The 21,838-nt window shown below is 66.8% G+C and carries 20 protein-coding genes and 1 pseudogene; 8 read left to right on the top strand and 13 right to left on the bottom strand.

Features of this window, described 5'->3' with window-relative positions:
* Nucleotides 1–7 precede the first annotated feature (7 nt).
* The 3 genes from upp to ABEA50_RS30540 are packed head-to-tail and all read right to left on the bottom strand — an operon-like array spanning nucleotide 8 to nucleotide 2,380.
* A complete protein-coding gene (gene upp, locus ABEA50_RS30550; RefSeq protein ID WP_345499931.1) occupies nucleotides 8–712 on the bottom strand; it encodes a uracil phosphoribosyltransferase in 705 nt (234 codons plus the stop codon).
* Nucleotides 709–1,425, bottom strand: coding sequence for an HAD family hydrolase (locus tag ABEA50_RS30545; protein WP_345499929.1), 717 nt, complete (start codon nucleotides 1,423–1,425; stop codon nucleotides 709–711). The genes upp and ABEA50_RS30545 overlap by 4 nt, the downstream gene beginning before the upstream one ends.
* Nucleotides 1,415–2,380 (bottom strand): pseudouridine-5'-phosphate glycosidase, encoded by a 966-nt coding sequence (locus tag ABEA50_RS30540; RefSeq protein WP_345499927.1) that lies wholly within the window; start codon nucleotides 2,378–2,380, stop codon nucleotides 1,415–1,417. Before ABEA50_RS30540 ends, ABEA50_RS30545 begins: the two co-directional genes overlap by 11 nt.
* Nucleotides 2,381–2,723: 343 nt before the next feature.
* On the opposite strand from ABEA50_RS30540, the gene ABEA50_RS30535 reads away from it, so the two are divergent.
* From ABEA50_RS30535 to ABEA50_RS30515, 5 genes are read left to right on the top strand one after another with little or no spacing between them, the layout of a single operon-like run.
* Nucleotides 2,724–3,935, top strand: a complete 1,212-nt coding sequence (locus ABEA50_RS30535; RefSeq protein ID WP_345499925.1) for an acyl-CoA dehydrogenase family protein — start codon at nucleotides 2,724–2,726, stop codon at nucleotides 3,933–3,935.
* A 37-nt stretch (nucleotides 3,936–3,972) separates the two neighbouring features.
* Complete coding sequence (locus ABEA50_RS30530) at nucleotides 3,973–5,010, top strand: BMP family ABC transporter substrate-binding protein (protein WP_345499924.1); 1,038 nt, start codon at nucleotides 3,973–3,975, stop codon at nucleotides 5,008–5,010.
* A 6-nt stretch (nucleotides 5,011–5,016) separates the two neighbouring features.
* Nucleotides 5,017–6,540 (top strand): ABC transporter ATP-binding protein, encoded by a 1,524-nt coding sequence (locus ABEA50_RS30525; protein WP_345499923.1) that lies wholly within the window; start codon nucleotides 5,017–5,019, stop codon nucleotides 6,538–6,540.
* The gene (locus tag ABEA50_RS30520; protein ID WP_345499921.1) at nucleotides 6,537–7,682 is read left to right on the top strand and encodes an ABC transporter permease; all 1,146 of its coding nucleotides are present in this window, start codon (nucleotides 6,537–6,539) and stop codon (nucleotides 7,680–7,682) included. The genes ABEA50_RS30525 and ABEA50_RS30520 overlap by 4 nt, the downstream gene beginning before the upstream one ends.
* The gene (locus ABEA50_RS30515) at nucleotides 7,679–8,605 is read left to right on the top strand and encodes an ABC transporter permease (RefSeq protein ID WP_345499919.1); all 927 of its coding nucleotides are present in this window, start codon (nucleotides 7,679–7,681) and stop codon (nucleotides 8,603–8,605) included. The genes ABEA50_RS30520 and ABEA50_RS30515 overlap by 4 nt, the downstream gene beginning before the upstream one ends.
* A 119-nt stretch (nucleotides 8,606–8,724) precedes the next feature.
* On the opposite strand, the gene ABEA50_RS30510 is transcribed toward ABEA50_RS30515, so the two are convergent.
* Both ABEA50_RS30510 and ABEA50_RS30505 read right to left on the bottom strand, forming a co-directional pair.
* Entirely contained in the window at nucleotides 8,725–9,399 is a 675-nt protein-coding gene (locus ABEA50_RS30510) for a response regulator transcription factor (RefSeq protein WP_345499917.1), read from the bottom strand.
* A 51-nt stretch (nucleotides 9,400–9,450) separates the two neighbouring features.
* Nucleotides 9,451–9,558 (bottom strand): annotated as a pseudogene (locus ABEA50_RS30505) (transposase); the annotation flags it as partial.
* Between the two features lie 28 nt (nucleotides 9,559–9,586).
* On the opposite strand from ABEA50_RS30505, the gene ABEA50_RS30500 reads away from it, so the two are divergent.
* Nucleotides 9,587–9,835 carry a zinc ribbon domain-containing protein gene (locus tag ABEA50_RS30500; protein ID WP_345499958.1) on the top strand — a complete coding sequence of 83 codons (249 nt, stop codon included), beginning with the start codon at nucleotides 9,587–9,589 and terminating at the stop codon, nucleotides 9,833–9,835.
* On the opposite strand, the gene ABEA50_RS30495 is transcribed toward ABEA50_RS30500, so the two are convergent.
* From ABEA50_RS30495 to ABEA50_RS30470, 6 genes are all read right to left on the bottom strand, one after another.
* Nucleotides 9,832–11,016, bottom strand: coding sequence for a sensor histidine kinase (locus ABEA50_RS30495; protein WP_345499916.1), 1,185 nt, complete (start codon nucleotides 11,014–11,016; stop codon nucleotides 9,832–9,834). The two genes, ABEA50_RS30500 and ABEA50_RS30495, sit on opposite strands and share 4 nt — an antisense overlap.
* 187 nt (nucleotides 11,017–11,203) lie before the next feature.
* Nucleotides 11,204–12,217, bottom strand: coding sequence for an SDR family NAD(P)-dependent oxidoreductase (locus ABEA50_RS30490; RefSeq protein WP_345499915.1), 1,014 nt, complete (start codon nucleotides 12,215–12,217; stop codon nucleotides 11,204–11,206).
* 32 nt (nucleotides 12,218–12,249) lie between these two features.
* Nucleotides 12,250–13,539, bottom strand: a complete 1,290-nt coding sequence (locus tag ABEA50_RS30485) for a cyclopropane-fatty-acyl-phospholipid synthase family protein (RefSeq protein WP_345499914.1) — start codon at nucleotides 13,537–13,539, stop codon at nucleotides 12,250–12,252.
* Nucleotides 13,536–14,279 (bottom strand): DUF1365 domain-containing protein, encoded by a 744-nt coding sequence (locus ABEA50_RS30480; RefSeq protein ID WP_345499912.1) that lies wholly within the window; start codon nucleotides 14,277–14,279, stop codon nucleotides 13,536–13,538. Before ABEA50_RS30480 ends, ABEA50_RS30485 begins: the two co-directional genes overlap by 4 nt.
* Nucleotides 14,276–15,604, bottom strand: coding sequence for an NAD(P)/FAD-dependent oxidoreductase (locus ABEA50_RS30475; RefSeq protein ID WP_345499911.1), 1,329 nt, complete (start codon nucleotides 15,602–15,604; stop codon nucleotides 14,276–14,278). The genes ABEA50_RS30480 and ABEA50_RS30475 overlap by 4 nt, the downstream gene beginning before the upstream one ends.
* A 367-nt stretch (nucleotides 15,605–15,971) precedes the next feature.
* Nucleotides 15,972–16,796, bottom strand: a complete 825-nt coding sequence (locus ABEA50_RS30470) for a nuclear transport factor 2 family protein (protein ID WP_345499910.1) — start codon at nucleotides 16,794–16,796, stop codon at nucleotides 15,972–15,974.
* Between the two features lie 142 nt (nucleotides 16,797–16,938).
* On the opposite strand from ABEA50_RS30470, the gene ABEA50_RS30465 reads away from it, so the two are divergent.
* Nucleotides 16,939–17,757, top strand: a complete 819-nt coding sequence (locus ABEA50_RS30465) for a PIG-L deacetylase family protein (protein ID WP_345499909.1) — start codon at nucleotides 16,939–16,941, stop codon at nucleotides 17,755–17,757.
* A 6-nt stretch (nucleotides 17,758–17,763) separates the two neighbouring features.
* On the opposite strand, the gene ABEA50_RS30460 is transcribed toward ABEA50_RS30465, so the two are convergent.
* Nucleotides 17,764–18,414, bottom strand: a complete 651-nt coding sequence (locus ABEA50_RS30460; RefSeq protein WP_345499908.1) for a class I SAM-dependent methyltransferase — start codon at nucleotides 18,412–18,414, stop codon at nucleotides 17,764–17,766.
* Between the two features lie 77 nt (nucleotides 18,415–18,491).
* Nucleotides 18,492–20,225 carry an aa3-type cytochrome oxidase subunit I gene (gene ctaD, locus ABEA50_RS30455; protein WP_345499907.1) on the bottom strand — a complete coding sequence of 578 codons (1,734 nt, stop codon included), beginning with the start codon at nucleotides 20,223–20,225 and terminating at the stop codon, nucleotides 18,492–18,494.
* 304 nt (nucleotides 20,226–20,529) lie between these two features.
* Here ctaD and ABEA50_RS30450 point away from each other — a divergent pair, with 304 nt between their 5' ends.
* A complete protein-coding gene (locus tag ABEA50_RS30450) occupies nucleotides 20,530–21,825 on the top strand; it encodes a cytochrome P450 (protein WP_345499906.1) in 1,296 nt (431 codons plus the stop codon).
* Nucleotides 21,826–21,838 lie beyond the last annotated feature (13 nt).

Below are 21,838 nucleotides of genomic sequence, written 5' to 3'. Positions count from 1 at the left end.
GCACCCCTCATCCCGCCGCGACGGTGCCGTTGAATCGGTCGCCGAAGTCGCCGATTCCTGGAAGCATGAACGCCTCGTCGGTGAGGGTCGTATCGATGTGTGAGGTGATGATGCGCAGGTCCGGTCGCCGCGACAGCACGGTGATCAGCGCCTCCGGGCAGGTGAGCACGTTGACGACGATGATCCTGTGTTCCTCGACGCCCGCGGCGATCAGCTCGTTGACCGCGGTGAGCAGGGTGCCGCCGGTCGCGATGGTCGGGTCGAGCAGCAGCACCTCCTTGCCCGCGATGTCCGGTGGCAGCTTGGTGTAGAACAGCGCGGGCTGCTTGGTGGTGCGATCGCGTTGGATCAGGATCTTGCCCAGTTTGGTGTCCGGCCGGATCTCGCGCAGACCACTTTCGAGCGCATCGCCGGCACGGGGGATCGACACGGCGTAGAGCGCGGGGTCTACGGGTTCGACACCGTCGAAGACATTGCCGGTGGGGGTCACGACCGCGCGCGGACGGTGTTCCACATGCGACAGTGCGGATTCCAGGAGCAACCGGATGATGCGCTGGGTGAGGCGGACGAAGCGTTCGTGGCCGGTCTCGGCGTTGCGTGCCTCGGTGTGCAAGGCGAGTAGGCCGGGTTGCTCGGGGAGAACGAAGACGTTGCTGTCCAGATATTTGTCGAGCGCTACGGGGTCGGTCTTCGGGCGGGTCCAAGTGCTCACGGCGTGGATCCCCTTTCAATCCGGGTGAATACGGTGCTCGTGACGTCGTCGAAGGTGGTGGCGATGGCATCGGGTCCGGTCGCGGCGATCTCCTCGGCCGAGAGCACGCCGTAGCTCACCCCGATGGTGAAGACGGAGATCGCCTGTCCGAGTTGGATATCGGCGGCGGTGTCACCGATGACGGCGCCGGCGGGGCCGGGCTCGGTCAGGCCGAGTTCGGCGAGGGCGACATCGGCGCTGTCGCGGTGCGGTTTCGGGTGTTGGGCTCGGTCCGCCCCGACGACGGCGGCGAAATAGCCGCGCAGGCCCGCGGATTCGAGGATCAGCTCCGCGCTCTGTTGCTTTTTGCTGGTGACGACCGCGAGCAGTAGGCCCGCGTCCAGGAATCGGTCGAGACCGGTGTGGACGCCGGGGAACAGCAGGTCGGCGGCCTTGGGCACGATGACCTCGCGGTAGCGGGCCAGGTATGCGTCCGCGACCTTCCGCGCGGTGTCCGACTCGGGATCGCTGCCGGAGAGCGCACCGGCCATCCGCTCCAGCGGCGCGCCGATCAGCCGACGTGCGTTTTCGAGGCCGGGATGTGTTCCGGTGACGGACTCGACCGCGTCGGCGAACTGTTCGGCGATCGCGCGCGGGGTGTCGAGCAAGGTGCCGTCCAGGTCGAACAGGAGCGCGGAGACCGGTCGCGGGGTGTGTGGCTGGTCAGACGGCATCCAATGCTCCTCGGGCTGGGTCGGCGGAATGCGCGCGGGCGACCTCGATGTCGGCCGCCGCGCGGGCGGTGCTGATCAGGACCGCGCGGTTGGCGGCTGCCGCGGCGCCGCCGGTGGCTGCGTCGACGGCCCGCAGTACGAAGGTGGTGACCTTGGGTCCGGTGATGCCCTGCTCCTGTGCCTCGGCCAGGGCTTGCTGGATCGCGGCCTCGATCTCGGCGCTGTCCAAGGCGGATTCGGTGGGGATCGGTGTGGTGACGAGAATCGAGCCGGAGCCCGCGAAACGGCGGTGCAGGCGGGCGATATCGGCGACCTCGCGGGGGTCGTCGATCCTGACCTGGGTGTCGTGACCGCTTTCGCGGCAGTAGAACGCGGGAAACGGCAGGTGCCGGTAGCCGATCACCGGGGTCGCCTGGGTTTCCAGGAATTCGAGCGTTCGCCCGGCGTCGAGGATCTTCTTCACCCCCGCGCACACGACGATGAGATCCGTTCGCGCCAATTCGGTGAGGTCGGAGGAGATGTCCATGCTCGTCTCCGCGCCGCGGTGCACCCCACCGAGACCTGCCGACGCGACGGTCGTGATCCCCGCGCGGTGGGCCAGCGCCATCGTCGCCGAGATCGAGGTCGCGCCGAGGGTCGGGCGCGCCAGCGCGACCGCGATATCGCGGCTGGTCACCTTGGCGGCCGCGGTGCCGGTGGCCAGTCGGAGCAGATCGTCCTCGGAGGTGCCGATCAGTACCTGTCGGTCGACGATCGCGATCGTCGCCGGCACCGCGCCACCGGCCCGAACGGCCTGCTCGACCGCGTGGGCGACGTCGATGTTCTCCGGTGCCTTGAATCCATGTGCGACAACGTTGGATTCGAGTGCTACGACCGGTAGCTCGTGGTCGAGGGCGTCTCGTACCTCCTCGGAGAATCGGAATAGCGCGGACTCGGATTCGGCTCCACCAGACATGCCATTGCCGTCCGTTCGTAGGTGCGAATGATCGGGAGAATTCCCATGGTCCGCAGGTAATCGTGCGTGAACACGGCTGTGCGGTAAACAGTTTCGACCAGGGTGAGCGCATATGTTCAACAAATGCCGCACGGGTGTCGGCGCCCGCGCGGGGGAGTTTGTCGCGAATTTTCTCTCACGATGAACCAAAGCATTCTCGTAGTCGGGGTCGACGGCTGCGGCGCTGGTCATCGCGACACCATCGGTGCGCGTGGCGCGCGGGCACGGCTCGGGCCTCGGGCTGGAAAATCCTGCGCCGGTATACATTCGCGACGTCTTATGCGCGTCGACGAACGGGGTACTGATGGCCGCGGTGGATCTGGAGGAACGGCTCGGCGCGATCGCCGAAGTCGTCGAGCGACTCGCCGACGGCGCGGCGGTCCGCGACCGCGAACACATCCTGCCCACCGAACAATTGGCCGAATTACTGAGCGCGGGAGTCGGTGGGCTGCGGGTTCCCGTCGAATTCGGTGGTGCGGGTGCGTCAATACCTGTGCTGGCGCAGGTATTGATCGACATCGCGGCGGGCGATTCCAATCTGGCGCAGATCTTTCGCGGTCACCTCGGACTCACCGAGATACTGCGCCTCGCGCCGCAGAGCGCGGCCCGCGAGGGCTTGCTGCGCGCGGCCGCCGAGGGTGCCTTCTTCGGCCCGGCCGGTGCCGAGCTGAACACCTCGAATCTCACCGCACTCAGCACGACGCTCGAGCGGGTGGGTGCGCAGCACGTGTTGTCGGGTCGCAAGTTCTACACCACCGGCAGCCTGTACGCCGACTGGCTCAATGTGCTGGTGGTGCGCGAAGGCGAGTTCGTCTCGGCCCTGGTGCCCCGCCACAGCGCGGGCATCACGATCGTCGACGACTGGGACGGTTTCGGTCAGCGGCTGACCGCGAGCGGCACCGCCGAGTTCGACAACGTCCCCGTCGACCCCGAATACCTTGTCTATCACCGCAACCCGCTGGCCAATGACTACATGGAGGCGTTTTACCAGTTCGTGCACTCCTCGGCGCAGGCAGGCATCGCCCGTGCCATCGCCGATGACGCGGCGGCCCTCGTGCGCGGGCGCGGTCGCTCCTATCCGCTGGCTTCTACACCGGAACCCGCCAACGACCCGCAGGTGCTGCAAATCGTGGGTGAGGTGAGCGCCAAGGCGTACTCGGCGCGCGCCAACGTGCTGGAACTGGCGCGCACGCTGGAGGAATTCAGTCTCGACCCCGGTCAGGATCGGGTGCAGCGCGCCCTGCTGGCTTCGGCGGCGACCCAGGTCGCCAACACCGAACTCGTCGGTGCGGCGGCCTGGCGACTGTTCGACGCGGGCAGCGCGACGGCGGTGCGCTCGAATCTCGCGCTCGACCGGCACTGGCGCAACGCGCGCACCATCTCCTCGCACAACCCGGCGGTCTACAAGGCCGCGTTGGTCGGTGCGCACGCCGTCAACGGCACCGCACCACGCAGTTTCCTCAACAGTTTTCGCGAGCGCGCCGAGGCCGAAGCCGCCGACAACGCTCGGCGCTGACCCTCCTCGCCCCCACCCATCGTTCGGAGAACCACCCATGCCAACTCCCTTCCCGATCACCCGTGCGGCCTGGCTCGTGGCCACGGTGGCGCTGCTCGCCGTGACCACGGCCTGCGGTGGTGACACCGCCGCCGCCGACGGCTCCTCGGAGTTCATCTACATCACCGACGCGCCGATCGGACAGAACCAGTTCCTCGAACTCGGCAAGACCGGCACCGAGCGCGCCGCCGCGGCGCTCGGTGCGACCGCGCGAACCTACGAGAGCACCGACGAGCAGTCGCGCAGGTCGAACATCGAGGCCGCGATCGCGCGGCGGCCCGCCGCGATCGTGCTGATCACCTACGACTTCAACGATCTGGTGACCGAGTACGCGGAAAAGTACCCGGATCAGCAGTTCGCCCTTGTCGACTCGTGCCCGCCGGAGATTCCGGCGAATCTGCGTTGCGGCAAGTTCAGCGAGTACGAGGCGTCCTATCTGCTCGGCGTCGAGGCCGGTCTGCTGACCCGAACCCACCACATCGCGACGGTCGCGGCCAAGGACTCGCCGTTCTTCCATCGGTGGTCGGACGCGTTCGCCCTCGGCGCGCGCAGCGTCGACCCGACGGTGGTGGACACGCAGCTGTTCGTCGGCGGGGAAAACGCTGTCGGTGATCCCGCGCGCTCGAAAGAGCTGGCGCTCACCGCGATTCAGGCGGGCGCGGATCAGATCTACGGGGTGACCGGTGGTGGTAACGGCGGCGTGTTCGAGGCGGCGGCGCAGAGCAAGGGTGTGCTGGCCTACGGCGTCGATGTCGATCAGTGCCCGCAGGCGCCCGGCACGATCGTCGACAATGCCGTCAAACGGATCGACAAGGTGGTGCTCGATCTGCTGACCCAGATCCGCGACGGCGAAAGTGGCGGTACCGCCACCGAATACGGTCTGGCACGCGATGGCTCCACGGTGACCAGCCTGATCGAGGAGGGTGGCAGCGGCCAGTGCGTGGTGTCGACTCGACCCGATGTGCTCGACCAGGTGCGTGCCGCGCGGCAACGAATCATCAACGGCGAGATCACCATTCCGCACGCCGACAACTAGGTCACCATGCGCACACTGGAATTGGAGTCGATCACCAAACGATTCGGCACCGTGCTCGCCAACGACGCCATCTCGTTGCGGGTCGAGCGCGGGGAGGTGCTCGGCATCGTCGGCGAGAACGGTGCGGGGAAATCGACGCTCATGTCGATTCTGTTCGGCGTGCACGGCCCCGATTCGGGTCGGATCCGCATCGACGGCGAGCCGGTCGTACTGGATTCGCCGTCGGCGGCGATCGCGCACGGCCTCGGGATGGTCTTTCAGCATTTCCAGTTGTTTCCCGGAATGTCGGTGGTGGAGAACGTCGTTTACGGCGCAGAGCCAGGTCGCTTCGGTCTGCTACGTCGTCGCGACGCGACCGGCGAGGTCGCGCGGTTGTCGGCGGAGTACGGACTCGACGTGCCCGCCGACGCGTCGATCGATGACCTTCCCGTCGGCGTCTTACAGCGCATCGAGATCCTGAAAGCGCTCTATCGCGGCGCCGAACTGCTCATTCTCGACGAGCCGACCGGTGTGCTGACCCCGCAGGAGGCGCGCGCGTTGCTGCGGGTGTTGCGCACGCTCGCCGAGCAGGGACGCGCGGTCATCCTGATCAGCCACAAGCTCGACGAGATCATCGAGTCCACCGACCGGGTGCTGGTGTTGCGCGACGGCGCCGAGGTCTTCACCGCGTCCACGGCCGAGACCAGCGCCGCCGAGCTCGCGGGATACATGACCGGTCGCACGATCGATCTGCACCCGCGCCGAGCGGCGCACCCCAGCGGCGACGCGGTATTGCGGGTCGAACACGTGAGCACCGCCGAACGGGATCGGGGTGCGTTGCACGATGTTTCGCTCACCGTGCGGGCAGGGGAGATCGTCGGGATCGCGGCGGTCGCTGGCAACGGCCAAGAGACGCTGGCCGGGGTGGTGGCCGGTCATCGCGCGCTCGAGCGCGGCAGCGTCACGCTCGCCGACGTGGATATCACCGGCCTCGACAATGCCGACCGGCGCGCGCACGGCTTGGCGCACATCCCGGAGGATCGTCACCGCGACGGTGTCGCGGGTGACGGCGATATCGTCACTTCGCTCGTCGCGGGCTTCCATCGCCGTGCGCCGATCTCGGTGCGCGGCATCCTGCGACCGCGGGCGATGCGCGCGCACGCGGAAGGCCTGATTCGCCGGTTCGGCATCAAGGTCGCCGATCCCGCGCGCGCGGTGCGCACACTGTCGGGCGGCAATATCCAGAAGCTCGTCGTCGCCCGCGAGTTGGCCCATGCCGCACCGCTGCTGTTGGCCGAACAGCCCACGCGCGGAGTCGATCTCGGTGCCATCGAGTTCATCTACGACCGGCTCGACGAATATCGCGACGGCGGCGGCGCGGTCTTGCTCATCTCCAGCGAGCTCAGCGAACTGCTCACCCTCAGCGACCGAATCGTGGTGCTGTGTCGGGGCAGCGTCGTTGCCGAACTGCCGGTGGCCGAAGCCGATGCCGAACGCCTCGGACTGCTCATGTCCGGTGCGGTCGCCGAACTGGAACGAGTGGGCGGGTGAGCGTTTCGATCCGGTGGCCGAGTCGGGAGCGGCTGCGGATGAGCGCCGAGGGCCGGGTGCGGGCGCTGGACGTGGTCGCGGCCGTCGTGGTGACGTTGGCCGCGTTGTCGATTCTGTTCGCCGCCACCGGAAACGATCCGCTCGCGGTTTACGCGAACATGTTCGGTGCCGCGCTGATCGGTCCGGGGTTGGTGACCACGATGCAGCAGGCCGTCCCGGTGATCGGGCTCGGCCTCGCGCTGTCGTTCTCGTTTCGCGCCGGGCAGTTCAATCTCGGTGCGAGTGGACAATTCGTCCTTGGTGGTCTGTTCGGCACCGTCGTCGTTCTGCACATGCCTGGACCGGGATGGTTGGCGATCCCGGTCGCGCTGGCGGCGGCGATGGTGGGTGGCGCGTTGTTGTCGAGCGCGTCGGCGGTATTGTTCACCTGGCTGTCGGCACCGGTGTTCGCGACCTCGCTGCTGCTGAACTTTCCTGTCCTCTCGACCACGTCATATCTGATCAAGGTGGTGTTGAAGGACCCCGCGTCCTCCAGGGACGCCTCGGCGTCGATTCCGCTCGCGCGCAGGGTCGGCGTACTGGCGCCGCATGATTCGTGGCTCGGCCAGCTGCTCGAGTGGGTGTCCGGTCGTCGCGGCGTGCTCACCCTGCTCGGTGCCGGACTGAACTGGTCGTTGCTGGTGGTCCTGGTGATCTTCGCGGTGTGCCTGTTCATCAATGCCCGTCTCCCGATCGGTTACGAGACCGCGCTGATCGGCCTGAACCCGAAGATGGCGACCTCGGTGGGGGTGCGCTCGGAGCGCGCGATCCTCGCCAATATGGCGATCGGCGGGTCCATCGCCGGGCTGATGGGGATCCTGGTGGTGCTCGGCACGCATTATCGGCTGATCGACGGCGGCCTGGACGGCACCGGTTATCCCATCACCGCGCTGCTGGTGGTGATGTTGGCTCGCAACAAACCCGCCGCCGTGCTGCTGGTCGGGTTGTTGTTCACGGCGCTGACCGTTGGTGCGGCGCAACTCGAACGCGACTACGGACTCTCGTCGTATGTGTCCACGATCGTGCAGGCGATGGTCGTTTTCCTGGTGTCGCTGCGGCTGACGCCCCGCAAACTCGCGCTGCGGTGGGGAGTGCGTCGATGAACCATCTCGACCTCGTGCTCTCGCCCGACATCGTCGCCGCGACCGTGCGCAGCCTGATCCCGTTGCTGCTGCTCGGCATCGGCGGACTGCTGTGTCATCAGGCCGGGGTGTTCAATGTCGCGCTGGAGGGGCTGCTGCTCACCGGTTGCTTCGCCGCGGTCACCGGCAGTGCGTTGTCGGGCAGCGCCACCGTGGGGGTGCTGGTCGCGGTCGCGGCCAGCGGCGGGGTCGCCTACCTGCTCGCCGTCGGATCGGTCTCGCGCCACGGCGATCCGCTGATTCTCGGTACCGCGATCAACCTGCTCGTCTCCGGAACGACCGCGTTCGGGCTCGTGGCGACCTTCCACGTACGCGGCACCTTCACTCGGCCGGATCTGGCACGCCTGCCGCATTGGACCGCGCCACACGATATTCCGCTGATCGGGCCGACGCTCACGGTCTCGAGTCCGCTGGGGTTGCTCACACTCGTCGCGATACCCGCGGTGTATGTCTTCCTGCGCCACACCGTGATCGGCACGCGGTTGCGCGGGGTCGGCGCGCACGCCGATGCCGCGCAGTCGCTGGGCATCCGACCCGACCGGTATCAGATCGCGGCACTGCTGGCCTCGGGTTTGCTGTGCGGGCTCGCCGGCGCCGAACTCTCCCTCGGCTCGGTCGCGTTGTTCACCGAGGACATGTCGGCGGGACGCGGATGGATCATCGTGCTCATTCTGCTGCTCACCGGAGGCAGACCGGTCGCGGTGCTGGCCGCGTTGACCGTCTACGCGTACTCCCAAGCCCTCGGCTTCCGCTTGCAGACCGTCGGATTGCCGATGCAATTCTCCGATGCGGCACCGTATCTGACGACGCTCGGGGTTCTCATCGTGGTCGGGGTGCGAGCGAAACGGGCACGTCTGCGCCACAGTCCAGAGCTGGATCCGTAGCCGAGCGTGCTCGAGTCCGTCAGTCGTGAGCACTGACCGCGCGGTCGGGGTGCCGCATTCGGACGGTCAGGTCCCAACTTCGGTACCCACGCTTCGGAAGCCGTGAATGGCCGTGCGGGTCAGCGTTGCTCGAAGTCCTCGGTCGGCGAGACCATTCCGTGCTGGTGGGCGTAGACCACGGCGTGTATCCGGTCGCGCACACCGAGTTTCGCGAGAATCCGGGAGACGTGACTCTTCACGGTCTCCTCGCCGACCCCGAGCATGGTCGCGATCTCGGCATTGCTGTGTGCGGCGGCCAAGAGCAGCAGCACCTCGTTCTCGCGTGCGGTGAGGTGCGAGGCTTCCTTGGGAATATCCTGTGGGGCAATGCTTTTGGTGAATCGTCCGACCAGTCGGCGGGTCATCGAAGGATCGATCATGGCGTCACCGCGCGCCGCGACCCGGATCGCGGTGACGAGTTCCTCCGGACGCAGGCTCTTGAGCAGGAAACCGCTCGCGCCCGCCTGGAGCGCGCGATACAGGTTGGTATCGCTGTCGTAGGTAGTGAGTACTAGTACCTTGGTGCCGCCCGCCGCGACGATCCGGCTGGTCGCGGCGAGCCCGTCCAGCTTCGGCATCCGCACGTCGACGATGGCGACATCCGGTCGCAGCCTCGCGGTTTCGGCTACAGCGCTACGTCCGTCGCTCACCTCGGCGACACAGTCGAGGTCTGCCTGGCTGTCCACCACGGCACGCAGTCCCGAGCGGAACATGCTGTGATCGTCGGCGATCAGAATGCGGATCGCGGAATTCATCGGGTAGGCCCCATGGAAACCCCCGCCTTCAGGCGTGGGGAGGAATCGAGGTCAAGCATTTTTCTGATTCTCGACATAACGTTTCACTACCTCCAGGGTCGCGCCGCCGACAGTGGCGACGAAGTACGAGTTGGTCCACAAAGTGGGCAGCCGGGATTTGGTGCTGGTTCGGCCCGCCTATACGACGATGACCTGTTCGAGCTGTGGTGCGAGAGCCAAGCAGCGGCTCGACCTGGATGTGCGTGTCTTCGAGTGTGCCGAGTGTGGTCACGCCGAGGACCGAGATCGCAACGCTGCCAGAGTGATGTTGGCGGCCACGGTAGAACTCGACCGTGTCAGTGTTGACGACGTAAGACATTGCTGGCCTCCTTCCGGGGCGGTTGGTGGCGCAGTCCGAGCTGGAAATCCCCCGGGTTTATCCGCGGGGAGGGGCTAAGATTCTCCGATCGGTATGTCGACTTCGATGTGCCACCGCGTGCGCTCGGCGTCGACGCCGTAATCCAGTCGGCCGTCGAATAATTCGACGCGGCGGCGCAGCCCGACGAGGCCCCTGGGTAACGAGGTGTCGGTGTCGTCCTGCGATTGCGGACGCCGTGGCAAGGGGTTCGTCGCGCTGACGCGGACCCGTCGCTCGGTGTAGGTCACCGCGAGTTCGGCGCTGGTGCCGTCGCCGTGACGCAGCGCGTTGGTGAGCATTTCCTGGGCGATGCGATACAGCGTGATGTTCACCGAATCCGGCAGTGTCACCGGCGCGCCCCGCACGTGGACCTCGACCAGCATGCCCGCCGTGCGCACCGTCTCGACCAGGCCGTCGATGTCGGCGATACCGGGCTGGCGCACGCTCTCGTCGTCGTGGCCGTGCAACAGGTCGAGTTGCCTGCGTAGATCCACCATCGCCGCCCGACTGCTGGACTCCACCGCCTCCAGCGAGCGAATCGCCGCGGTGTCGTCGCCGGTGGTGGCGGTGCCGGAGGCGGTCATCGCCATGCGCGCGACCCCCGCGTGGATCCCGACCGCGCTGACATGATGGGAGATCACATCGTGCAGATCGCGGGCGATCGCGGCGCGTTCGTCGCTGACGGCGCGCTCCAGCGCGACGCGATGTTGCTGATGTCGCAGCTGCTCGCGCTGTTCCAGGTCGGCGATGTAGGCGCCGCGAGCCGCCGTATAACGACCGACCAGCCACGGCACGCAGCCCGAGGCGACCATGGAAATCACCAGCAGTCTCGGATCGACGTGATAGCTGCTGTCGAGCAGGCGCCCCGCCGCAACGCCGCAGGAGAGCAACAGCATGCTCAGCACCGAACTCGGACCCGAAAGCCATGCACCCGCGCGATATCCGGCCACCAAGTAGCCGACATCGGTGACACTATTTGGCATCGACAGCAGCGCCCCCGCCGCCAGCCGCACCACTACTTGGGCGACAGCGACAGCACCGGCGGTGCGCGGCGGCAGCGCCATGCCGAGGTCGACGGCGACGATCGCGAGGGCCACGGCGATCATCGGCCATGGTGCGGCACCGAAGTTCCCGGTCAACAGGACGATCGAGCTGTCGGTCAGCGCGGCGACGGCCGCGACGATCACCGACTGCCGGGCAAGCGAACGGCTCACATCCATCGCCCGATACCTCTTCCCGCGTCCGTCACCCTGCGCGCCGAGCCTAGCGGGATCTGCTTCGTCGGCGGACTTCCTGCCCGTAGCCGCACCGCATCACACGAATGTGCACTGTGCGCAGGCTGTGTCCCTCGGCTGGGCGCGACCGCGTGGGAATCGTGACCGACAATGGCATTGCCCGAACAGGTGATCAGTCCACGGCGATCCCCACGGTCGTGCCGCAGTAACGCCAGAGCCGCTCGACCTCGTCGGCGGTATAGCGCGTCCGGCGCAGGTAGTGCTCCGGACGCACCTTGCGGTCGTGCCAGAACCGGCCCGGTGGCAGCGTTGTCGACGTCGTCGCCAACCACACCGCCGTGTCCGCTCCTTCGGCGGGGCTGCGTAGCAGCGGACCGGTCAACCGGTGGAAGCCGGGCAGCGAGGCGGCGATGCCCGGCGTGTTGACCCATCCTGGATGCATCGAGTGGACGTCCGAAAGGCCCTGCGGTGCATAGTGTTCCGCGATCAGCGGCGTGAGCGCGACCTGCATGCGTTTGGTGCGCGAGTACGCGGTCGCGCCGCGATAACGGCCGTGACGATACTCAGGATCGTCGACCACCAGCGGCTGGGCATACATCCCACCGGAGGACACGAAGATCACCCTCGGCGCGGGTGCGCTGGTCAACGCTGGCATCAGCCGGTCGGTGAGCAGCAGCGGGCCGAGTACGTGGGTCGCCAGCGCCAGTTCGTGACCCTGTGCGTTCTCTTCGCGCTCACTGGGCAGCGCTCCCGCATTGTGGATCAGGACATCCACCCGCGCCAGCTCGTCGTTCAGTTTCTCGGCACAGGCGAGCACCGAATCACGGTCGGACACATCGCAGAGCGCCACCCTGACATCGGCCTCGGGACAGGCGGCCACGATATCGGCGCGGGCTTGTTCGCCGCGCGCGCGATTGCGCACGGCGAGCACCACGGTGGCGCCGCGGCGGGCCAAGGCGCTGGCGCACTCCTTGCCGATGCCCGAATTGGCACCGGTCACCACCGCGGTGCGACCACGCATCGCGGCGGGTTCGGCGCTGTCGGCGGGCTGGGCACGCCGTCGCACCCACAGCCCGAATCGGCTGTAGCCGGGCAGGATCGCTCGGTCGAGCGCGGCATCGAGCAAGCCTGGATCGACCTTCTCGGTATTCGCCGTATTCTCCGTATTCGCGGGGCGAGTGCGCATCGTGACGAACCTTCCCGTGCTGACTGCCGGTCTCAGCTGGCGTTCCTGGTGAACACGATCTGCTGGACATCGAGGTATCCGCAGCGGAACCCGGCCTCGGAGTGCGCCAGGTACAACCGCCACATCCTGCGGAAAATCGTGTCGAATCCGAGGGCGGCGGCGTCCTCGGCGTGTGCGTTGAATCGCTGCTGCCACAGCCGCAACGTGTGCGCGTAGTGCGCGCCCATCGAGAAGCGCTCGTCGACAACCAGTTCGGTGCTGCGCGCGGTCACTTCTTCGAGTAGTCGGGTGGAGGGCAGGAAGCCGCCGGGGAAGATGTACTTCTGCACCCAGGTGTAGGTATTGCGGGTGGCGAGCATCCTTCGGTGCGGCATCGTGATCGCTTGGATCACCACCCGACCGTTCGGTGCGAGCACCCGGTCGATGGTGCGAAAGAACGTCTCGAGGTAGTCGTAGCCGACCGCCTCGATCATCTCCACCGACACCACCGCGTCGTATTCGCCCTCGACGCTGCGGTAATCGAGCAGATCGACGCTCACCCGGTCGGCGAGACCGGCTTGCGTGATCCGCTCCCGCGCGAGTGCCTGCTGCTCCACCGACAAGGTCACCGAGCGCACCGACGCACCGCGCGCGGCGGCGCGTAGGGCCAATTCGCCCCAGCCCGTGCCGATTTCGAGGACACGGGTACCGGGACCGACGTGTGCGCGGTCCAGCAAGCGGTCGATCTTGGCGCGTTGGGCGTCGGCCAGGTCGGACCACTGCGGCTGGGTCGTGGTGACCGGGAACAGCGCGCTGGAATAGGTGAGCGTTTCGTCGAGGAACAGCTCGAACATGCTGTTGGACAGATCGTAATGCCGAGCGATGTTCTCGCGCGTATTCGATTCGCTATTGCGTTCGGCCGCAGGGTGTTTCGACACGTAGTAGCGGCGAAGCGCACGTAGTGGCGCCGGGACGAGGGTATCGATGTCGGCCGCGAACACCGCCAGCGTCGCGGCGGGATCCGGCGCCGACCAGTCACCGGCCATATAGGACTCGCCGAACCCGATCAGACCGCCGACACCGAGTCGTCTGGCGAAATCGTCGGGGCGACGCAGAATCAGTCGCGGTGCGTCGGGGTCGTCGACGCCGCGTCCGATCGCGGTGCCATCCGGATATTCGACCCGCAGCGGGAGATCGCGCACGGCGTGCCGCAACAGCCGGTGGGCCACCGCGGCGGCGACTCTTGCGCGTAGGCCGGAGGGAATGTGTTCGACGTCGGGCCAGCGGGTCGTCGTCGGCGGGGCGGTGGGGGTGGTGAGTGGTTCGGTCGTTTCGACGGTCACCGCGAAGCCTCCTCCAGGTAGGCGGGTCGGGGGATGATGTGCAGGCCGCGCGCCCACAGGCGCACGCCGTGCCATCGGATGAGTACGGCGACCAGCAGCGGCGCCAGCGGTACCTCGATGATCGCGCGCAGCACCGTACCGGTGGTGGCCGTCAGACAACGTCCGGTCATCGCGGCGACGAAAACCGGCTCCGGGTCGGCGAGGACGATCGAGGCGTGCAGCCGTTCGTCGGGCTCGGGCAGGCGCATCCGGTACTCACCGCGCACCTCGTTGAACGGGGAGACGTAGAACTCCTTCGGCGTGCGCGCGTGGCCGCGCTCGTCGGTACGCAGCAGATAGCGATGACGCTGCCCGTAGGTGTTGTGCACTTCGGCGACCACGCAGATCGGCTGGTCGTCGTGGTCGCGGCACCAGTACAGCGTCAGCGGATTGAACACGTACCCGAGGACGCTCGCGTTGGCGAGCATCCGCACCCGGCCGCCACCCAGGTCGATGCCGTTCTCGTGCAGGTACGTGTCGATGTTCGCGCGCAGCGTGCGCTGCGGGTCGCCCTGATGATCACGGGAGCGGAATCCGGCGAAGGGGCGCAGCACGCGGGGCAGACTCGGCAGTTCGTCCAGGTCGACCAACCAGCTGTAGCTGCGGGTCTGGAAGGCGTATCGAGTGGGGTCCAGGCGGGTGTGGTGGATTCTGGTGCGCACGATCCGCGCCGTCGTGGTGTGCGTACGCGGGGTGGTCATGAGGCGGGCAGCGCCACGGCGGGTCGACCCGTCCACTGCGCGCCGAGTCGTCGGGCCGCGCGCAACCCGGAGGCCGCGCCGTCCTCGTGGAACCCCCAGCCGTGGTAGGCACCGGCGAAGGCCACGCGTGCACAGCCGATCTCGTCGAGTCGGCCCTGTGCGGCGACCGAGGTGGGGGTGTAGCGCGGGTGCTGGTAATCCATGCGCTCCAGGATCGAGTCGGGGTCGAGGGCTTCCTCGTCGCCGAGGGTCACCAGGAATCGGCGGTGATCCACGTCGTGGAGGCGTTGCAGTCGAGTGAGGTCATAGCTGACGAGTACCCGATCTACCTGCGCTGAACAGGAAGGAAGCCGATAATTCCAGGACGCCTGCGCGCGCCGTGGCGTTGGCAGCACACTGGCGTCGGTGTGCAGCACCGTGTGGTTGCGCGAATACGGCATCGCCCCGAGCACCTCGCGTTCGGCGTCGGTCGGCTCGGCGAGCAGCGCCAGCGCCTGGTCGGGGTGGGTGGCGACCACCACGGCATCGAAGGTCTCGACCTTGTCGGCGTCATCGCGTACCGCGACGCTGTCGGTCAGCCGATGTATCGCCCGCACCGGGGTGGTGACGTGCACGCGGTCGAGTCGTTCGGCGATCGCGCGGACGTAGGTCGCGGAGCCGCCCGTCACGGTCCGCCAGGTCGGTGACCCGAACACGGTGAGCATGCCGTGGTGTTCCAGGAACGTGAACAGGTAGCGCGCGGGGTAGCGCAGCGCGATCGCCGGGTCGCACGACCACACCGCCGAGACCAGTGGCGTCAGGAAGTGCGTGATGAAGTAGCGGGAAAACCCTGTGGCGGCGACGAATTCGCCGAGGGTGCGGGTGTTGGGGGTTTCGGCGGTGAGTTCGGCGCGCGCGAGCCGGTGAAATCGGGGTACCTCGCCGAGCATCCGCAGGTAGCGCCCGCGCGTCAGCGAACGGGGTGTAGCGAACAAGCCGCCGATGCCGCGCGCACCCGCGTACGCGAGGCCGCATTCGTCGCAGCGCACCGACATGCTCATATCCGATTCCTGGGTCGCGACGCCGAGTTCGGCGAACAGGCGCAGCAGGGTGGGGTAGGTGCGGTCGTTGTGCACGATGAAACCGGTGTCGACACCGATCGAGCCACCGTCATCGGCTGCGATCTGGTGGGTGTCCGCGTGCCCGCCGAGCCGGTCGTCGGCCTCGTAGAGCGTGACCCGCGCGGACTCCGACAGCACCCACGCCGCGGTGAGCCCGGCGACACCGCTGCCGATCACCGCCACTTTCCTGGGCTCTTCGGCCCCCGGATCGGTCCACTGGACCATCGCCATTCCCTCTCGTTCCCATTCGCGCCCGTCACGGGCGCACGCCGACACTCGGTGCGACGATGGGAGAGATTCGCGCAGTGCGGGGACGGGGATTGCCGCGAATTTCCCGGCGCGAGCACCGACCTACCTGGATTCGCAGCACCCAACCGAGCGTTGAAACCCCGGCCCGCGGCGTCGGCCGACAGGATCGGCGCAATAGCGCCACGATCGGTATCGGTGGGAGCGCCCCGGCACTCTCGCGCGGCGGTTCGAGTGTTGCCATGGCCGCGAAGAAGCCTGCGGTAGGCCGAATGTCACCACGCTGTGCGAAGCGATGGGCGGCCAGCCGTCAGTGTTCGGCGGCCGCGTACGCCGCGCGGATGGATCAGGATTCGGAATCGAGGAATACGCGCAGCGCGGTGACCTTCGTTGTGCCCTTGTCGAATTCGAGCAGGGCGACGCCGCCGGTCGGACCGAGTCGAATCGAGGTCGAGACCGATCGGCCCGCCGCGATCACCTTGTCCCAGCGCAGGTGCGCGGCCTTCGCGGTGAATTCCTCGACCGAAACCTTTGTCCCCACGGGTATTTCGAGCACCGCGTCGGTGTGTAGCAGGTCGCGGACCCGGTCGGTCTCGGCCTCGGTGGCCGCGTGGAACAGTCGGTCGGTCGCCCGTTTGCCCGCGCGTCCGACGCCGAAGAGCCCGCGCAGCATGCCTGCGGCCCCGCCGACGCCCAGGTTGGCTATCAGTTGTGGACCCAGTTTGGCGCTGGCGGCGAGGCCGGGCAGGCCGGTGCGTAGCAGCTGCACGATCATGCCAGCCAGTTCCCAGTGCGCGGCCAGCTGCGCGATCTTCCATTCGCCCTCGCGTTCGACCAGCTGGTAGCGCAGGTGCATCGGGACGATGATCGTGGCGCCGGTGGACATCGTTGTGCGCAGGGTGAGGTCGCGGACCACGGTGTTCACCGCGGAATGGATCATGTCGCGGTCGACCTGGAACTCGATGGTGTTCGGCCCGATGAAGGTGTCGTAGAAGCGACCGATGGCCTGGTGTCCGGTGTGCGGTGCCGATCCGACCGGGTCGTTCACGGTGGCGTCGGCGGTGAACAGGCCGACCCAGGCCGCCCTGTCATGGACCGCGACGGCGCGCGGGGAGGCTTCGACGGCCGCCAGTAACCGCTGGTCCGGTGTGGCCGAGGATTCCGGCGCCATGAGTGCTCCTGTCGTCAGCCGAGTGCGTACCGTCGCAATAATAGAACAGGTTCTATTATTGCGACCAGGAGTGGTGAATCCCCCGGTGGCAGTGCGAAATCGGCAGCGAGCCGAACGGCGAGGCGTGCGGCAGAATGTAGCGATGGCGACGGTCGTAGCTTTCCATGCGCACCCCGACGACGAGACCTTGCTGACCGGCGGAACGCTGGCCAAACTGGCCGCCGACGGTCATCGCACCGTGATCGTGGTGGCCACCGACGGGCTGATCGGCTCCGCGGCGGGTGTGCCACCGGTGCGACTGGACGAACTGGATGTCAGTGCCGCCGCCCTCGGCGTCGCTCGGGTGGTGTACCTCGGTTATGCCGACAGCGGCGACGGTCCGGTGCTGTTAGCCGACCCACCGGATCGCTCGCGTTTCGTGCGCGTCGACATCGAGGAGGCGGCGCAGCGGCTGGCCGCGATCCTGCGCGAGGAGCGCCCCGAGATCCTGCTGAGCTACGACCGCAACGGCGGCTACGGGCATCGCGACCATGTCCGGGTGCACGAAGTGGGTAAGCGCGCGGCCGAAATCGCCGACGTGCCACGGGTACTCGACGCGACCATGCCGAGGCACGGCGTGAAACGCATCGGCGAGCTCATCCAAAGGTTCCGTCTGCCATTGCGTTTCGACGCCGCGCAGATCGATGCGGTGTACACCGCGCGCCCGGAGATCACCCACCGCATCGAGGTCGGCCGGTTCGCGCGACAGCGTCGGGTGGCGCTCGCCGCGCATCACTCGATGATCCAGGGCTCCACGCGGTTCGCGGTGATCGCACGCACGCTGCTCGGCATTCCGACACCGCTGCTCACCCGCGTGCTCCGGTGGGAGTGGTACGCCGAAGAAGGGGCCGACCCGGTTTCCTCGGCCCCTTCGGCCGACCTCTTCGCGCCCGCGCCGCGCAGCGGCCGGTCCGTGCGCTGAGCGCGGTCAGCGTCGGCGCACGCGCAGGACATTGTCCTGGCGGACGCCTGGCTCACCGTCCGGGCTCGGGAAATCGCGTTCGACGACCTCCTCGAGTTCGACGTCCCATTGCTCCGGGTCCAGCCGCAGCTCGGTGAGTACCTCGGCGGTGCTCGGCAGATGTACATCGTGTTGCTTCGGTGCCCAGCTCGGGAAGCCCGCGTGTCCGACAATCAGCAGTAGCCCGCCGGGGGCGACGGCGTCGGCGGCCTTGCTCAGGATGGCGGAGCGTTCGCTGGCGTGTGCCACGGGGGAGTGCAGGAACTGCGCGGAGACCAGGTCGAACCGGCCGTCGGGGAACGACTCGTCGAAGTCGTGGCGCTGCCAGTCGATGGCGCCGTCGAGGTTCTTCTCGGCCGCGCGTACTTTGGCGCGCTCCAGTGCGGTCCTGGAGACGTCGGTGGCGGTCACCCGCCAGCCCCGCTCGGCGAGCCAAATCGCGTCGGCACCTTCGGCGCAACCCAGATCCAATGCGGAACCCGGTGTTACGGAATCGATTTCGCGAACAAGCAGAATATTGGGTGAGCCGGACCATACCTGTTCGCGCTCCTGGTAGAAGTCCTCCCAGAAGTCCTCGGTGTTCTTGGTCGGTGCGTCATGGCGGTGCGTTTCGGTCATACGTCCACCTTCCGCCGGGTCGGCGTTTTCGGCAAACATTGTTGCCGCTACGGCAACACCAAAAGGGCGGGGGCCGCTCAGTGGCGGGCGCTGGCGGTGGCCTCTTCCTCGGTCGAGTGCCGCCCCGAGCCCCAGCCCACGTGCGACTCGACGCGGATCCGCTCGACCATGTGCGGGTAGTGCAACTCGAATGCGGGCCGCTCCGAGCGGATCCTCGGCAGCTCGTAGAAGTTGTGCCGAGGCGGCGGACACGTCGTCGCCCACTCCAACGAGTTGCCGTAACCCCACGGGTCGTCCACCGTGACGACCTCGCCAAAGCGGTAGCTCTTGAACACATTCCAGATGAACGGCAACATCGAGCCGCCCAACAGGAACGCCCCGATACTCGACACGGTATTGAGCGCCGTGAATCCGTCGGTAGGCAAATAGTCCGCGTAGCGACGCGGCATGCCCTCGTTACCCAGCCAGTGCTGCACAAGGAAGGTGGTGTGGAATCCGATGAAGGTGGTCCAGTAGTGCCACTTGCCCAACCGCTCGTCCATCATCCGACCGGTGATCTTCGGAAACCAGAAGTAGATACCCGCGAAAGTCGCGAACACAATGGTGCCGAACAGCACGTAATGGAAATGCGCCACCACGAAGTACGAGTCGGTGACATGAAAGTCCAGCGGCGGACTGGCCAGGATGACCCCCGAGAGACCACCGAAGAGAAAAGTGACGAGGAAGCCGAGGGAAAACATCATCGGCGTCTCGAAGGTCAACTGTCCGCGCCACATCGTGCCGATCCAGTTGAAGAACTTCACTCCGGTCGGCACCGCGATCAGGAACGTCATGAAGGAAAAGAACGGCAGTAGCACCGCTCCCGTCGCGAACATATGGTGCGCCCACACCGCCATCGACAGCGCCGCAATGGCCGTTGTCGCGAAAACCAGTGTCGTGTAACCGAACAACGGCTTGCGGCTGAACACCGGGAAGATCTCCGAGACGATCCCGAAGAACGGCAACGCCACCACATACACCTCGGGGTGGCCGAAGAACCAGAACAGGTGTTGCCACAGCAGGGCACCGCCGGTGGCGGGGTCGTAGATGTGGCCGCCCAGGTGGCGGTCGTAGGCGAGGCCGAACAACGCCGCGGTGAGCAGCGGGAACGCCAGCAGGATGAGAATGCTGGTGATCAGGATGTTCCAGGTGAAGATCGGCATGCGGAACATGGTCATGCCCGGCGCGCGCAGGCAGACGACGGTGGTGATCATATTGACCCCGCCGAGGATGGTCCCCAACCCCGACAGCGCAAGGCCGACGATCCAGAGATCGCCGCCGACGCCAGGTGAGTGCACGATAGAGCTCAGCGGTGTGTAACCGGTCCACCCGAAATCGGCGGCGCCGCCCGGGGTGACGAACCCGGCCGTCGCGATCGTCGCGCCGAACAGATACAGCCAGTAGCTGAAGGCATTGAGCCGAGGGAACGCCACATCGGGTGCCCCGATCTGCAAGGGCAGGATGGCATTCGCGAAACCGAACAAAATGGGGGTCGCGTAGAACAGCAGCATGATCGTGCCATGCATCGTGAACAGCTGGTTGAACTGTTCCGGCGACAGGAACTGAATTCCCGGCCTTGCCAATTCGCCGCGCATCAGCAACGCGAGCAGGCCGCCGATGAAGAAGAACGACATGGCCGTTACCAAATACATCGTGCCGAGCATCTTCGGGTCGGTGGTGGTGACAAGTTTCCATACCGCGGACCCTTTCGGCCCGGTGCGGGCCGGATAGGGCCGTACCGCCTCGAATTTCTCGGTTTTCGTCACGCTCACCACACCGCCACCTCCCGAACCGTTGTCCATCCTGTGGCCGGTATCACCGGCAGTTCTCCCGCACGAGCACGTACACCCAAGCACGGACGCGCGCGAAATACCACGCTGTTGAGTACTTCGCGCGGTTCACCGCGAGGGTCGAGGGCGAATATGTGGCGATCTCGGTGTCGGTACACCCATTCGCTGCACCGCTGTCGGATCGCAATGCCCAGGTAGGAGCGGCATCTGCGACCGTGGTCGGATGCGCGGGACGGTCGCGAATCCGTAGCGTGTGAGGTGAGTTGAATCGACAAGGCGGGATGGCATGAAGACCTGGATTCGATGGGCGATGCTGCACGGTGGCCCCGGTATGTACCTCAGGGCGCGGGCGCGTCGCGGCGAGACCCTCGCTCAGATCATGACCGATCCGCACGCCCGCATCGACCCGTACTCCTACGGTGACCGCATCCGCGCCGAGGGGCGCCTCGTGCGCACCCCGGCCTCCTGGGTAACCGCCGATCACGAAATATGTCGTAATGTTCTGCGCGACAAGAATTTCGGTGTCACCTCCACCGACGGTTCCGGCTTGCCGCAACCGATTCCCCGCATTGCGCGCGCGACCGATCTCGCGGTGGTCAGCCCGGTCGAACCGCCCGCGATGCTGATGGTCGATCCGCCCGATCACACCCGCTACCGCAAGTTGGTCGCGCAGGAGTTCACCCCGCGCGCGGTGCGTCGGTTGCAAGACCGGATCGCCGAGGTCACCGATGAGCTACTCGAAGGTCTGCAAGCGCGGCAAAACGCCGACCTGATCACCGATTTCGCCTCGCAGCTTCCGGTCTCGATCATCTCCGAGATCCTCGGCGTCCCCAAGAGCAGGCAGGACGAGATGCTCGAGATCGGGGAGGCGGGTGCTCCGCTGCTGGATCTGGGGTTGCCATGGCGCACCTACCGCGCGGCCATCGCGGCGCTGCGTTACGGCCAGGACTTTCTCACCGAACACATCGAGGAATTACGGGCCGACCCCGGCGACAATATCCTCAGCAAGCTCACCACGGGTGGTGAGCTCACCATGCGCGAACTGCTCGCGTCCGCGGTATTGCTCGCTGGTGCGGGCTTCGAGACCACCGTCAACCTCATCGGTAACGGCATCGTGCTGCTGCACCAGAACCCCGAGCAACTCGACCTCCTGCGCGCCGACCCCGAACTGTGGCCGGGGGCGATCGAGGAGATCCTGCGCATGGACAGTCCGGTGCAACTCACCTCGCGGACGGCTCTGTGCGACACCGAGATCGCCGGTCAACGGATCAGGCAGGGGTCGATGGTCACGCTGTTGATCGGGACGGCCAATCGCGATCCCAAGACCTTCGAGAATCCGAATACCTTCGACATCACGCGTTCCAACGCCAGGGAACATCTGTCCTTCAGCAGTGGCGTGCACAGTTGCCTGGGCGCCAACCTGGCCAGGATGGAGGGCGCGGTCGCGTTGCGATCGCTGCACGAACGGTTCCCCGAACTACGCCTCGCCGGTGCGCCGCAGCGTCGCGGACTGGTGAATCTTCGTGGATACCAACATATTCCGGCCGTACCGGGAGTGCGGGCGAAAGTGGAGAGCGCCTGAATCGGCGGTGCGA

The sequence above is a fragment of the Nocardia callitridis genome, assembly GCF_039543305.1.
Taxonomy (GTDB): Bacteria; Actinomycetota; Actinomycetes; order Mycobacteriales; family Mycobacteriaceae; genus Nocardia; species Nocardia callitridis.
Note: the sequence above shows the minus strand (reverse complement) of the source record. Positions and strands in the feature narration are given on the sequence as shown.